The organism is Pseudomonas sp. NPDC096917, from assembly GCF_044762555.1.
GTDB lineage: Bacteria > Pseudomonadota > Gammaproteobacteria > Pseudomonadales > Pseudomonadaceae > Aquipseudomonas.
Window position 1 is genome coordinate 73,153 of sequence record NZ_JBIWEO010000002.1, and the last position, 13,136, is coordinate 86,288.

The window sequence follows — 13,136 nt, forward strand, 5'->3', positions numbered from 1 at the left end:
CCCCGGCCCTGCCGGGGGTTTTGCTTTATAGCCCTCACAATCTCCCTTCCCGCCGCCCCCCCGCGCCATAGCCCGTCTACACTCGCCTTATTCGAGCGTAAAACGAGAAGCGCATGTCACGACTGCTAGTACTTCTGTCTCTATCGCTTCTTGCCTGGAACTCAGCGGTTGCAGCCCTGACGTTTACCGACGAAGAACAGCAATGGCTTAAAACCCACCACGAACTGCGCCTTGGTGTAGACGCTACGTGGCCACCTTTTGAGTTCCGTGATGAGCAAGGCAACTACACCGGGCTAACCGCTGATTATGTAAAGCTGATCAAAGAGCGGCTTGGGATCACCGTCAAATTGGTGGAGCCGCATAGCTGGGGCACCTTGCTGAAATTAACCAATGACAACCAAGTCGACTGGCTGCCCAGTATTATGTCGACCCCCGAACGGCAAAAGACCTTGGGCTTCACACGCCCGTATCTCGACTTCCCCATTGTCATCCTGGCCCACAAAGGTGGCGCCAGCCCCAAAAACATTAATGACCTCTACGGCCTCAAAATTGCCGTCGTCGAAAACTATGCCCCCCACGAACTGCTGCAGGTTCAACACCCAGACCTGAACATCGTTGCGCTCCCTAACGTCAGTTCCGCGCTGCAAGCGCTGGCCACCGACCAAGTGGACGCCATGGTTGGAGACCTGGCCTCAAGCGTGTGGAGCCTGCGCCAACTCAAGCTCGATGGTCTCTACGTCAGCGGCGAAACGCCTTACCGCTATCAAATGGCAATGGCAGTGCCTAAAAGCGAAACCACGTTGCTTTCGCTGCTCGACAAAGTGCTGGCCGACATGAGCCCCAGTGAAACCCAGTCCCTGCAAGAGCACTGGATCGGGAGCACCAGCGACTATGGCCCCCTGTGGCACACTCTCCTGTTCTATGTACTCCCAGCCATCGTGCTGTTGATCGCCATTATGGTCGCGCTCATACGCATCAATCGACGCCTGAGCTGCGAAATCTCCCGGCGGGTGGATCTCGAGCAAGCACTGCGCAGCAGCGAATATCACTACAGAGGCCTGATCGAAAATCTATCAGCCATCGCCTGGGAAGCCCGGCTCAACGACAACACCTACACCTACACCTACGTATCGCCACAAGCCGAAGCCCTGCTCGGATACCCCATGAGCGACTGGTTAAAACCGGGCTTCTGGGACAGCATTGTGCACCCGGACGAACTGGCCAGAATCAAGGCTTATTGCGATACGCAAATCAACACCAGGCACAACTACAGCGTTGACTACCGAGTCCTCACCACTGGCGGTACAACTCTGTGGGTACGGGACATTGTCAGCCTCACCAGCCAGCACCAACCCACTGTGCTGCGTGGGCTGATGATCAACATCAGCGAAACCAAAAAAACCGAAGAAGCCTTGCGACTGTCCGAAGAAAAGTTCGCCAAAGCCTTCCACGCATCGCCAGATGGTCTGTTACTCAGCAGGCAAAGCGATGGCCTGCTGATCGAAGTGAACGAAGGCTTCACCCGCCTCAGCGGCTATGACAGTGCCGAGTCTCTGTATCGCTCAACCCTGGACCTGCACCTGTGGGTCGATCCCGAGCAACGCAAAGGGCTAGTAAAACTTTTGGAAATAAATGGCTTTGCCCGAGATTACACCTGCCATATACGGCGCAAGGACGGGCAGATCCGGCGCTGTGAAATCTCCAGCAGCAAACTGATGATTGGCAGCGAATGCTGCATGCTGACCATCGCCCGCGACATCACCGAACGCCATCAAATGCAGGAAAAACTGCTGCAGACAGCCACCGTGTTTGAAAGCACAGCCGAAGGCATCCTCTTCACCGACCCGCAGCAAGAGATCACTGCCGTTAATCGGGCCTTCACTGAAATCACCGGCTATTGCGAAAGCGAAGCCCTGGGCAAAACACCCCGCATTCTGGCCTCGGGCCAACACGACAGTGCGTTCTATACCGCCATGTGGCACCAGCTTTCACAAGATGGTCACTGGCAAGGCGAGATCTGCAACAAACGTAAAAATGGTGAGAACTACCCCTGCTGGATAACCATCAGCGCCGTGCTCAATAGCGATAAACACGTGACGCAATATGTCGCCGTGTTTGCCGACATATCCAGCATCAAACGCGCCCAGGCACGCTTGGACCACCAGGCCCACCACGACCCGCTGACCAACCTGCCCAACCGCCTTCTGTTCGACAACCGATTACAGCAAGTCCTTACTGACCAGAAGCGCGACGGCACACGGGGTGCCATCTTGTTTCTTGACCTGGACCGTTTCAAAAACATCAATGACAGCCTAGGCCACCCCGTCGGCGACCTGCTGCTCAAAGGCATCGCTACACGCCTGAAAAAATACCTGCGCGATATCGACACCGTTGCACGCCTTGGCGGTGATGAGTTCATCATCCTGCTGCCAGGCCTCAAGCAGCCTGACGACGCCGAACTGATCGCCAACAAACTGCTGGCCTGCTTCAACGCCCCTTTCAGCGCCGGAGAGTACGAACTGTTCATCAGCGCCAGCATTGGCATCAGCATCTACCCGCAAGACGGTATAGACGTGGCCACACTGGTCAAAAACGCCGATGCTGCGATGTACCGCTCCAAACTCAAAGGCCGCAACCGTGTTGAGCGCTATACCCACGACCTGAGCTCACAGGCCAGTGTGCGCGTGGTCCTGGAACAAGAACTACGCAGAGCACAGGAGCGCGGCCAACTGTCATTGTTCTACCAACCCAAAATCAGCCTGCACGACATGCAACTGATCGGTGCCGAAGCGCTCATTCGCTGGCACCACCCCACATTGGGAGAAATCTCGCCCGAGCGTTTCATTCTGTTGGCCGAGGAAAACGGCATGATCATCCCCATAGGCGACTGGGTACTCGAGCGCGCGTGCCAACAAATGCACCTCTGGAATCAGACCCACGAACCTTTTGGCCCTGTCTCCGTCAACCTCGCAGGGGCGCAACTGCATCAGCCAACACTGCTCGGTCGTATCCAGCAACTGCTTACAACCTACAGCCTAAAACCCGGCTGCTTACAACTGGAGATCACTGAAAACTCCATCATGAGCCAGACCGAAGAAGCGCTCGATGTCCTGCATCAGCTCAAAAATCTGGGAGTGCAACTGACCATCGACGACTTCGGCACCGGCTACTCCTCCCTCAGTTACCTCAAGCGCTTACCGCTGGACACCCTGAAAATCGACCAGTCATTCATCCGCGGCCTACCCGACGACCCGCACGACGCAGCCATCGTGCGCGCCATCATAGCCCTGGGGCGCAGCATGCAATTCAGCATCATTGCCGAAGGCGTCGAAACCCCGGCACAACAAGCATTTCTGGCGGCAGAGGGTTGCGAGCAAATCCAGGGCTACCTCATCAGCGTGCCTTTAAGTGCGACAGAATTCGCAGAGACATTTCTTCGTACCTCTATTTAAGACTTTTCGGATAGCACTCGTGCAAAACCATCGTTATAATCCGCGGCCTACTGAGGGCCTATAGCTCAGTTGGTTAGAGCAGGGGACTCATAATCCCTTGGTCGTAGGTTCGAGTCCTACTGGGCCCACCATACTCAAAGCCGCGCACTGCGCGGCTTTCGTGTTTCTGGGGTGGTCACTGTTTTTACAGTCCTACGCTCCAAGGGTACAAATTAGGTACAGTGCTGGTTCGCCAGCCGCCTAGGAGCACCCTCTAATGGCAACACTCGTCAAAACACCTTCCGGCACCTGGAAGGCACTGATTCGCAAAACTGGCTGGCCTACCGTGGCTAAAACCTTCCGCACCAAGCGTGACGCGGAGGACTGGTCTCGACGTACCGAAGACGAAATGGTCAGAGGCGTTTACATCCAACGCAGCGGCTCGGAGAAGATGACTCTTGAGGCTGCACTCAAGCGCTACCTGAGCGACATCACCCCCACCAAGAAGCCCAGCACCCAGCGCGGTGAACTTACCAAAGCCAAGAAGCTCATAGAGCATCTGGGCAAATACTCTCTCGCTGCCCTCTCTGCAGAAATCATTGCTGGCTATCGCGACAAGCGACTGAGTGAGCCCGGCCGCGCTGGAAACATCAGTAACAACACTGTGCGCCTAGAGTTGGCTCTGTTGAGCCACCTGTACACCGTCGCTATTCAGGAGTGGGGATTGGGCCTGACATTCAATCCAGTGCTGAACATTCGCAAGCCAAGCCCGGGAGATGGTCGTGATCGTCGACTCTCGCCGGAGGAAGAACGCCATTTGCTCGCCGCCGTGAATCGACACAGCAACCCTATGCTGGGCTGGATTGTATGCATCGCTTTGGAAACGGGTATGCGCTCGTCTGAGATTTCATCCCTACGGCGGCCTCAGGTGGATTTGGCAAAGCGTGTCATACGCCTCTCAGACACAAAGAACGACTCATCTCGAACCGTTCCACTGAGCAAGCGCGCTACTGAAGTATTCAAAGCCGCGATGCACAACCCGGTGCGACCAATCGACTGCAATCTGGTATTTTTTGGTGAGCCTGGGAAGGACGGGAAACGTCGACCATATACCTTCACGAAAATTTGGGGTCAGTTAAAGAAGACGCTGGACCTACCTGACTTTAGGTTTCACGATCTCCGTCATGAGGCAGTCAGCAGACTTGTCGAAGGAGGGCTATCTGACCAAGAGGTTTCAGCCATTAGTGGCCACAAATCGATGCAGATGCTCAAACGATACACACATCTTCGAGCCGAGGACCTTGTTATTAAGCTTGATGGGCTTAAGGATTTACGCAGTAACAGTTAAAGCCGCAGGCATATAACAACACCTAGAAGGACCTGTGCTAAAAAACTCTTAAGTAGACTAGCCCGCATCGCGGGTTAGGATCAAAAACTTACGGTAAATCTCCACTAATTCTCTCTTAGTGGTGTTATGGACCAATTGACGCGAAATGTTTAACCTACCCGCAATATCAGACGGAGTCAGCCCCTCCAACACCAGCCGTGCTATATTTCTGCTCTGTAGTGAGAGTTTACGATTAAAGGCTTCTGCAATAACATCGCCAAGCGCCTCTAGGACCAGGCCGGGCTGAACCTTTTCCAACTCGACCAAACCAGCCAAATCATCATGAGCTACTAAATAGGCCGCCTGACGAATAAAAGTGTGGTCTGCAAATGGAAACTGCGACTCCTTTTCAATTAGCTTTTGATATTCTGTACATTCATATCTAGCCAAAATACTATCGACTACAGACTCAGGCAACCTCGTAACTGCAACAACTTCATCCCGACTCAGGCCGTTATCAGAAAGCAAATGCACCTGGACTCCAAGGGAGGAGGGAGAATCAATACAACTTGATAAAATAGATTTACGTGCAATTAAAAAGCGCTTTCTGCACGTTTCTATTTCTCGCCAAAAACAATCGCGATATCGATGAGCTGCACGATACCTAGAATCAGGATCACTTGGATTATGTACAGAACAGAAGCGTAAGCTACCGATCCCTTCCTCTTCGTCTTTCTCCATCACCTTCTTTCTACGAGTCTCGCTAAGAGTGGACGACAATGGCGCCTCTGCAAACTCATCTCGCGCGGCCTCACTCAACCTCCAACAAAGCTCGCAGTAGGGAAAGTGCCGCTCAGCTTTTGAATAGGCCTTGATCCTCATCCCACCCCGTAGCATTCCTGGCTCCTTGAGTGTGATTTCTCCAGGAGTCTGTGCTATTGCCATCGCCATCGTATCGCTCAAAGATTCAAGCGTCTCCACAAACGCGATCAAGTCATCCTGACCATCATTTTTCCAAAGACTCTTTGCAACCGCGTAGTCCTGCGCAGCTATGTGACATACATGATCACTCCAACAGCTCCCCAGTTTTGACAAACCACCATGCTCAAGTATAAGAGCGGATATTTGCCAATCTGGATAAAGCCTTGCAAATCGGATTGCATCTTCGTCGAGGCAATTTCCTAGCAACTTCCAAACTGACTTTGATTTCGAAGTAGTGCTATGCCCCTCAATTCGAGATAAAAAGCATCTAATGCCCGTAGCGATTTGGGCATCACAATTATCATAAATATAAATTTGATCAAAATTGGTGCCCATCTTACCCCCTGTAAACGCCGATTTTCATATTTTACCGCTGTCTAACCATACTGCTTTCTGGATGATACCGCTAGTGACCTCCTATACTCCGGACTGAAATTCATGGCTATTACCGCATATAAAAATTCAACCCGCTCTCCTATGCCTACTTTCAGGGCATATCAATTGATGTTTGCGCGATAAAGATGCCCTTGATGCCAGCCAATGAAGGAATAAAAACGCTTACCGACTCCTCAAATATGGAGCAGTTAGATTTTTTCCTGTGCACCATGAGCAACTACTCTTTTAAAGATGATCAAGCAACGATGGAAGCACCGATATTCTCGCTGGCAACCCGGGAAGACTTAAAAATTTGGCGTTGGAGCAGTGTGGACGGTCGCAAAAGCGTAGAAGTGATACCATCGCTCTATGGTAGAGCTACGATAAGAGACAAAGACATACTGATATATGCAACCAGCCAGTTATTGGCAGGTATCAATTCAGGGTTTCCAACCTCCCGAACTGTTAAATTCGTAGCCTATGACTACTTGATGGCAACGCATCGGGGGGTGAGAGGAGAAGACTATCAGGCTATGCGAGACGGACTTGATCGATTAAAGGGAACGAGCCTGAAGACAAACATCTGTACCTCAGGGTTCAAGAGTACGAGTTCATTTGGGCTTATAGATAACTATCGTATTATTGAAAGATCCTCTACAGACGCAAGAATGGTCGCGGTCGAAATGACACTATCCCAATGGCTCTATAACGCTATTGAGGCCAAGGAGGTATTGACCATCCCTTCAGAGTATTTTCTGCTAAGAAAGCCGCTTGAGCGCCGGCTATACGAGATCGCGCGTAAACACGTAGGAAGACAAGGGATGTGGAAAGTTTCACTAGCCACCCTGGCGAGCAAATGTGGCAGCACCACAGCTCGCCTACGAAAATTCCGGGAAGCCATAAATTATGCAAGCAAGGCAGATAATTTACCTGAGTATAGAATTACGATTTTAGGCCCAAACGAAATTTTATTCAGTGGCAGATGAGCAGATAACTATCCAGATTTAACTGGGCTGCTCCCGCAAAAAGGCCACACATTGCTTCTGTCAAAGTCAAAAAAACTGTAGTTATCCACAACCTTCCCAGATATGAACTCATTTGTTTCGCGGATTCGGGGGCGTCAGGCTTCGCGGATTCAGGGGCGACCTATCGCGGATTCAGGGGCAGCACTCCTCGCGGATTTAGGGGCCAAATCTGTCTTACACCCCTCGGGGAATAAGCTCTTGAGCCTCCTTAACATGCGCGCGTCTTTAACTATTTTAACGGGGGTAATCTTTTAACCCGGTGAAGCCTAATCAGATCTGCTCAAAAAACATACAGTTGTGCTGAAAGAAAGGTAAACCCTAGATGTCATATCTCTCAGCTGATCCTAGCGATAACTCACCCTAGTATTGCTTTACTTACGGCACTAATAGGAGTCCAGCAATGAGCACCGAACAATATCTGGTAGAGAAATACGGGCCACTTATGACACTCAGCCAAGTCGCTGAATTATTTGGCCGTTCGCCAGACGGCCTGCGCTTTACTATTCGCCAAGATAGTGATCTCGGTCGTCGACTTAGCGCAGAGAAAAAGAAGCTCGGACGCCGCGTGTATTTCCTTGCTGTTGGCGTTGCTCGGCTCATTGACGAGAGTTGAAGCCCCTCAAGTGTTAGCAATACAACAATCAAGCTTCATTCGAACTGGATACCACCGCTTATCTCCGACTATTGCAGTATTAGGCAGCTACCTTTTGACACTAGGGGGGCAGAACTCGGGTTAGGCAGGTGCCTAAACTTTTGTGAACAGCTCTATTTTGGGTAACGATCAGTTATCGCTAAAACAACGCAGGGTTACTTAATAACAACGCTTTTGTGACTTTAAGATGAACGCCAGAAGAATGGATATAGAACGTTAAGGTGCAGGGCAAGATAGGTGAAGTTAGCCAACCGGCAAGCCGGATAGCTAATTCCACTATCCCTTATTCGCGCCTAGCGGCACTCAACGCTTTCTTGCTCTGCGAGGCATCTCGCTACCGCGAGAAAAACATCATCGTTACGACAGGAGAAGTATCTGATGCAATCGAATAGATCCCGAGCGAACTCAAGGAAACATGGCAAACACTTGAGAGTTCCCGTCTTGGCCAGCGAAGAAATAGTTATTAAAGAAAATGCAGCCCGAGCAAGCCTAACTGTGGCGGAATATCTCCGCCGCCTTAGCCTTGGGTACGTAATCAAAGGAACAATCGACTCGCAGTGCGTGCATCAGCTCGCAAAGGTTAATGCTGACCAAGGGCGCTTAGGGGGTCTTTTAAAGCTCTGGCTGACTGATGACACCAAGCTAGCCATCACCGGTCGTGTTTGGACACCCGGCGTAGTGAGGGCGCTGTTAAAGCGCATCGAGGCTAACCAGAGCGAAATGCTGCACTTGGTGCAGTCCTTAAAATTTTAGCTGCTAAAAATAACGCAATTATTTCGTGTTCTTCCTTGGAGCTCCCATGAACAAAACCAAAGGTTTTATCGGTGGGTGTTTACTGGCAATCGCAACAACACACCTCCAACCAACTCTTGCAGGCATACCAGTTGCCGACGGATTGAATTTGGGGCAGGCCACAATCAGTGCAATGCAGAGTGTCGCCGCTGTCGTAAAGCAGATTGAGCAGTACCAAACTCAGCTAATGCAGTACGAAAATATGCTGCAGAACACTGTTGCACCTTCATCCTATATATGGGATCGGGCAGATCAAACGATAACAAAGCTGCTGGAGGCTCAGAACACCCTCAGTTACTACAGGAACCAAGCGGGCAGCATCGAAGACTACTTATCCAAATTTCAGGACACCTCACATTATTCAGCGTCTCCTTGCTTTGGGGCTCAAGCTTGCTCAGTTCAGGATCAACGGGCCATCGTCACTGCCCGTGCAGAGGCCAGCACTGCCCGAAAACTCAGCACCGACGCCCTTCTGATGAGCGTTGATCGCCAACAAAACACCCTACAACGGGATGCCAATAACTTGGCAAACATGCAGCGCCAAGCCGTCAACGCTGAGGGGCAAATGCAAGCAATCCAATCGGCTAACCAACTGGCTAGTGCCCAAGCCAATCAGCTCATACAAATCCGAAGCTTGCTCGTCGCTCAGCAAAGTTCCGTAGCTACTGAAGCTCAGATAGCAGGTGATCGAGAATCACAGCAACAGGCTGCCGACCAACATGCTCTCTCGGGCAATAACAGCCAGAGCGCTGAAAGGTTCTGGTAAGGAGCATATATGCACTGTCGAACCTTAACCTGCATTGCCCTGCTGATTGCTCTCCTAAGTGGATGCAACGAGCAGCACCGCTCGAAGAGGCTGAAGTGTAACGACGACCCCACAGGGCTTACTAAAACAGATCAGCAAACGATTAGAGATGCTTGCGCGCTAAGCCACAAAAACACCCAAAGCAACGACAGACAATGGTGAACGCATGAAAAAGCTCATTTCGACTCACCTACTGCTCGCTTCACTCATCAGCGCACAAGCTGTTCAGGCTGCAGACTTGGACAGTGGGAATATGCTGAACCAAATCCTAGATAGCTTCTCTGCAGTGGCCATTACTTGGCAATCCAAAATTCTTAGTGCGGCCACTTGGCTATTCTGGAGTTTGGCGCTCGTGAGCATGGTTTGGACGTATGGGTTCATGGCTCTGCGACGAGCGGATATACAGGAATTTTTCGCCGAAACCATAAAGTTTTTTGGAACACTTGGTTTTTTCTGGTGGCTATTGATAAACGGTCCGGCCATATCTTTGTCCATTATCAACACCATGCGCACCATCAGTGCCGAAGCTTCAGGTCTCGGCAATGGACTTTCCCCATCAGGGATTGTCGATATCGGTTTCAGTATTTTGTCGAAAGTCAGTGAATCAGCATCCCTGCTGTCTCCGGTTGTTTCTGCAGTAATGCTCGTGGCTGCAATAGTGGTATTAGTAGTCCTAGCCCTCATTGCAGTGAATATGCTGCTGCTACTCGTATCTGCATGGCTTCTGGCATACGCCGGAGTTTTTTTATTAGGGTTCGGAGGAAGCCGTTGGACCTCAGATATTGCGATCAGCTTTTACAAAGCAGTACTCGGCATTGGTATTCAGCTTTTCACAATGATCTTGCTGATAGGCATCGGAAAATCTTTCATAGACCAGTACTACACAGCGTTTAAGGCCGGAACGCCCGACCTGAACAGTTTGTGCGTTCTGCTCGTAGCATCTGTTGTTCTGCTCACCCTGGTTAACAAGTTGCCACCTATGCTTGCTGGGATAGTGGGTTCAGGAGGGCAATCTTCCGGCATCGGCAGCTTTGGAGCTGGGGCGGCCATAGGTGCTGCAACGATGGCAGCATCCGCTGCCGCCTCTGCAGGGGCCTCAGCCTTGGTTGGTGCCACACAGGCGACTGGAGGCATTTCTGCGCTGTCAGCGGCGTTCAAATCCGCACAGATGGGCATGTCTTCCACGGAGACTGACAGCGGAGGGTTCGACTTTGGCGGATCTCAAGAGTCAAACAATGCCGCAGGAGGTGGTTTCTCAAGCTTCTCGGAGGCCATGGGAACTGGGGGCGGATTTACCAACGCCCCAGATGGTGCGCATACTAAGCTTAGCTCGGCAGCGAAAGCTGAACCTCCAAGCCATGTACCTATGTTTGATGGTGATAGCGTCGGAGCCGGGGATGATGACGAGGTACAGGCCTTCGTGAACAAGAAGCCTCCTCAAGATTAGACCTCCGGATATTACGAACGAGGGTCGTGTGAATTAGAACGCTTACACAACCCTCAGCCGATAAGGAAGCCTTCAAAATGAATACTGATAACAGCCCAGGCGCACCGATTTTTCTCGATGACGATGATGGTATCCCGGCAGAACTACCAATTATGGTTACTCGTCACACGCTCAGCTCGCGAGGTTTTTTTCTGGAAATCCTCAAACAGGTTGATTCCGAGCCGGATCTTAAGACTCAAACCAATGCTGGGACATGCTGATCAGCTAAATTACCTGTATGAAATGAGATCTAGTCCATGACCAAAAGTGAAGCCTGGACAGTCAGATTCCAAGACACCGAAGATGGAAGTGGTGATTTCATAGTCGATTTTCCGCCAGAACTACTTGAAAAAATGGGTTGGGGTCTCGGGGACGTCTTTACCGTCGAGGTGATTGACGGCTCGATTGTTCTGAAACAGAAAATCTACACTCCCCCATCAGCCTAAGCGCCTCAAACCTTGCCATTGTCCGTGCTAGGTAAAACCGTTCTCAAGTGACATGACTAACTAATTTGCGAGCGCTATACGTTTTTTGAAGGCAAAGAAAAAGGGCCAATTTAATAGTGGACCTTGAACTTGAAGCATGAAATATTTTGGCACCCCCTCATGCGGGGTATGTGGAGGTCTCACCCTACGCTGATGTTCCAGCCATCGACGGGGTTCCTACGCCAGTTATAGCCGCTAGAAGCAACTGGTTTCGCGCTCACACACAATGCTATTAGCCTTTGACGGCTTCGCCAATCAAAAATGATGGATGAGCGTGACTTTCTGGGACATCGAGTGATCCCGATGATGCTTTCACATGCCAACACCATATTGAGGCCGCTTCAATCACTGTGCTATTTGCGGCAGTTCTGAACTAACGATCAAGCTCGTCAAAGGACAATATGGCTCGGGCATTTTCCAGAAAACCGTGCTCTTCTTCGAGTTTTTCGCACACGTACTCACCTTCCCTATTTCGGTAGCCCAAAGCCAGATCCGTCAGATGCTCTCGATGAGTCATGTATGCCGCGGTTGCTTTGGCTTGGCTTGCGTACTCTGAGCCTCGAAAAATAGCCGCTATCCCTCCCGTCGTGCAATCCATGATCTCATTTTGCTCGCGCAAGAAGTCGATGAAAATCTGCTGTCTATCCGCTAGCTCTGCCTTGACGCCCCGTGGGCGCCCATCCTCGTGCTCAATCCCGAAGATATATACGGCTCCATTTGACTCAACGAACATTACATCGCTGAACAGCCGGCACTCGCCGGCAGGCACACATGCTTTGATATCAGCTATCCAGAGTTCGTCAACATCGCTATCTGGAAATTTATCAACCATACGTGGGGCCGAAGCCGCATAAGCTGTTGCAGCCAAAAGGGCATCATTCATCGGTTTTCCTCATAAAAGGGCGATTTACTTGACCAAAAAATAGCAGGAGAACACAGGAACCAGCGTCGCTCAGTTAGCTTCGGGAACGCTCTGATGCACCCTGCAAACTAGACCATTAAACTTAGAATACGCCCAACAGCATCACCTAACGAGCCAATGTAGTAGGTGTCTCTGCACGAAACCGAGAAAGGCCAAAGAGGCCGTACTACCCTGAGTTGCAGAGATGTTAACTAGCAGCAGATGACCAAGCAACGCCGTACCTTTTCACCAGAATTCAAACGAGAGGCTGCTGACCTCGTGCTCAAGCAGAATTACAGCTTCACTGAAGCCAGTCGTTTACTGAGTCTTGATGAGTCGGCTCTGCGCCGCAGGGTTGACCAGCTTCAGAAAGAGCGCACCGGTGTCACGCCTCAGAGCAAGGCCCTGACTCCAGAGCAGCAAAAAGTCCAGGAGTTGGAGGCGCGAATTGCTCGCATTGAGCGCGAGAAGTCGATACTAAAAAAGGCCACCGCGCTCTTGATGTCGGAAGATCTCGAGCGTACGCGCTGATCGATCAGCCAAGTGCCCATGAGGCTTTTGACTGCTTGTGCGAGGCATTTCAAGTTGCCCGTTCGGGCTACTACGCACATGGTCTCAGGCGGTGAACACCAGACGTTGAGCTACTCAGGTTGCGAAGTAGAGTGAACGAGCTGCTCACCAAGGGACGAAGTGCTTCGGGTACCACTGCGTAAGATGCCTCGAAAGTCGAAGCCAGGTTTGGCGCGACTCTTTGGCTGGCATCAGTAAAAAAGCGTATGTGATCGAACGATTGTTCAGTAGGCTCAAAGAAAAACGTCGGTTTTTCACGAGATTCGACAAGTTGGCAAGCAGCTTCAAGGCCATGGTTACACTGGC

General features: G+C 51.1%; 11 protein-coding genes, 1 tRNA gene and 1 pseudogene. 11 read left to right on the forward strand and 2 right to left on the reverse strand.

Features of this window, described 5'->3' with window-relative positions; translation table 11 throughout:
- Positions 1–113 precede the first annotated feature (113 nt).
- The 3 genes from ACIQYF_RS02520 to ACIQYF_RS02530 all read left to right on the forward strand — a co-directional run bounded on the left by ACIQYF_RS02520 (position 114) and on the right by ACIQYF_RS02530 (position 4,779).
- Positions 114–3,452, forward strand: coding sequence for a bifunctional diguanylate cyclase/phosphodiesterase (locus tag ACIQYF_RS02520; RefSeq protein WP_402856411.1), 3,339 nt, complete (start codon positions 114–116; stop codon positions 3,450–3,452).
- 54 nt (positions 3,453–3,506) lie between these two features.
- Positions 3,507–3,583: transfer RNA gene (locus ACIQYF_RS02525), tRNA-Ile, on the forward strand.
- A 125-nt stretch (positions 3,584–3,708) separates the two neighbouring features.
- Positions 3,709–4,779, forward strand: coding sequence for a tyrosine-type recombinase/integrase (locus tag ACIQYF_RS02530; protein WP_402856414.1), 1,071 nt, complete (start codon positions 3,709–3,711; stop codon positions 4,777–4,779).
- 57 nt (positions 4,780–4,836) lie between these two features.
- Here ACIQYF_RS02530 and ACIQYF_RS02535 read toward each other — a convergent pair whose 3' ends face one another.
- Entirely contained in the window at positions 4,837–6,075 is a 1,239-nt protein-coding gene (locus tag ACIQYF_RS02535) for a hypothetical protein (RefSeq protein WP_402856417.1), read from the reverse strand.
- Between the two features lie 194 nt (positions 6,076–6,269).
- Here ACIQYF_RS02535 and ACIQYF_RS02540 point away from each other — a divergent pair, with 194 nt between their 5' ends.
- From ACIQYF_RS02540 to ACIQYF_RS02570, 7 genes are all read left to right on the forward strand, one after another.
- Positions 6,270–7,100, forward strand: a complete 831-nt coding sequence (locus ACIQYF_RS02540; protein ID WP_402856420.1) for a replication initiator protein A — start codon at positions 6,270–6,272, stop codon at positions 7,098–7,100.
- Between the two features lie 439 nt (positions 7,101–7,539).
- Entirely contained in the window at positions 7,540–7,752 is a 213-nt protein-coding gene (locus ACIQYF_RS02545) for a DNA-binding protein (RefSeq protein WP_153327925.1), read from the forward strand.
- A 417-nt stretch (positions 7,753–8,169) separates the two neighbouring features.
- Complete coding sequence (gene traJ, locus ACIQYF_RS02550) at positions 8,170–8,544, forward strand: conjugal transfer transcriptional regulator TraJ (RefSeq protein WP_402856425.1); 375 nt, start codon at positions 8,170–8,172, stop codon at positions 8,542–8,544.
- Between the two features lie 46 nt (positions 8,545–8,590).
- Positions 8,591–9,349 (forward strand): P-type conjugative transfer protein TrbJ, encoded by a 759-nt coding sequence (gene trbJ, locus ACIQYF_RS02555; protein ID WP_402856427.1) that lies wholly within the window; start codon positions 8,591–8,593, stop codon positions 9,347–9,349.
- Between the two features lie 205 nt (positions 9,350–9,554).
- Positions 9,555–10,835, forward strand: coding sequence for a P-type conjugative transfer protein TrbL (trbL, locus tag ACIQYF_RS02560; RefSeq protein WP_402856430.1), 1,281 nt, complete (start codon positions 9,555–9,557; stop codon positions 10,833–10,835).
- A 77-nt stretch (positions 10,836–10,912) separates the two neighbouring features.
- Entirely contained in the window at positions 10,913–11,095 is a 183-nt protein-coding gene (locus ACIQYF_RS02565) for a hypothetical protein (protein WP_402856433.1), read from the forward strand.
- Between the two features lie 36 nt (positions 11,096–11,131).
- Positions 11,132–11,320: an AbrB/MazE/SpoVT family DNA-binding domain-containing protein gene (locus ACIQYF_RS02570; protein ID WP_402856436.1), complete on the forward strand. Its 189-nt coding sequence runs from the start codon at positions 11,132–11,134 to the stop codon at positions 11,318–11,320.
- 412 nt (positions 11,321–11,732) lie between these two features.
- On the opposite strand, the gene ACIQYF_RS02575 is transcribed toward ACIQYF_RS02570, so the two are convergent.
- Positions 11,733–12,242 carry a hypothetical protein gene (locus ACIQYF_RS02575; RefSeq protein WP_402856439.1) on the reverse strand — a complete coding sequence of 170 codons (510 nt, stop codon included), beginning with the start codon at positions 12,240–12,242 and terminating at the stop codon, positions 11,733–11,735.
- Positions 12,243–12,482: 240 nt separating this feature from the next.
- On the opposite strand from ACIQYF_RS02575, the pseudogene ACIQYF_RS02580 reads away from it, so the two are divergent.
- Positions 12,483–12,964 (forward strand): annotated as a pseudogene (locus tag ACIQYF_RS02580) (transposase); the annotation flags it as partial.
- Positions 12,965–13,136: the final 172 nt, after the last annotated feature.

What these genes read in the sequence shown, in the direction of transcription:
- ACIQYF_RS02520 (WP_402856411.1), top strand. Translation starts at nt 114, where the DNA reads ATGTCACGACTGCTAGTACTTCTGTCTCTATCGCTTCTTGCCTGGAAC.
- ACIQYF_RS02530 (WP_402856414.1), top strand. Translation starts at nt 3,709, where the DNA reads ATGGCAACACTCGTCAAAACACCTTCCGGCACCTGGAAGGCACTGATT.
- ACIQYF_RS02535 (WP_402856417.1), bottom strand. Translation starts at nt 6,075, where the DNA reads ATGGGCACCAATTTTGATCAAATTTATATTTATGATAATTGTGATGCC.
- ACIQYF_RS02540 (WP_402856420.1), top strand. Translation starts at nt 6,270, where the DNA reads ATGCCAGCCAATGAAGGAATAAAAACGCTTACCGACTCCTCAAATATG.
- ACIQYF_RS02545 (WP_153327925.1), top strand. Translation starts at nt 7,540, where the DNA reads ATGAGCACCGAACAATATCTGGTAGAGAAATACGGGCCACTTATGACA.
- traJ (WP_402856425.1), top strand. Translation starts at nt 8,170, where the DNA reads ATGCAATCGAATAGATCCCGAGCGAACTCAAGGAAACATGGCAAACAC.
- trbJ (WP_402856427.1), top strand. Translation starts at nt 8,591, where the DNA reads ATGAACAAAACCAAAGGTTTTATCGGTGGGTGTTTACTGGCAATCGCA.
- trbL (WP_402856430.1), top strand. Translation starts at nt 9,555, where the DNA reads ATGAAAAAGCTCATTTCGACTCACCTACTGCTCGCTTCACTCATCAGC.
- ACIQYF_RS02565 (WP_402856433.1), top strand. Translation starts at nt 10,913, where the DNA reads ATGAATACTGATAACAGCCCAGGCGCACCGATTTTTCTCGATGACGAT.
- ACIQYF_RS02570 (WP_402856436.1), top strand. Translation starts at nt 11,132, where the DNA reads ATGACCAAAAGTGAAGCCTGGACAGTCAGATTCCAAGACACCGAAGAT.
- ACIQYF_RS02575 (WP_402856439.1), bottom strand. Translation starts at nt 12,242, where the DNA reads ATGAATGATGCCCTTTTGGCTGCAACAGCTTATGCGGCTTCGGCCCCA.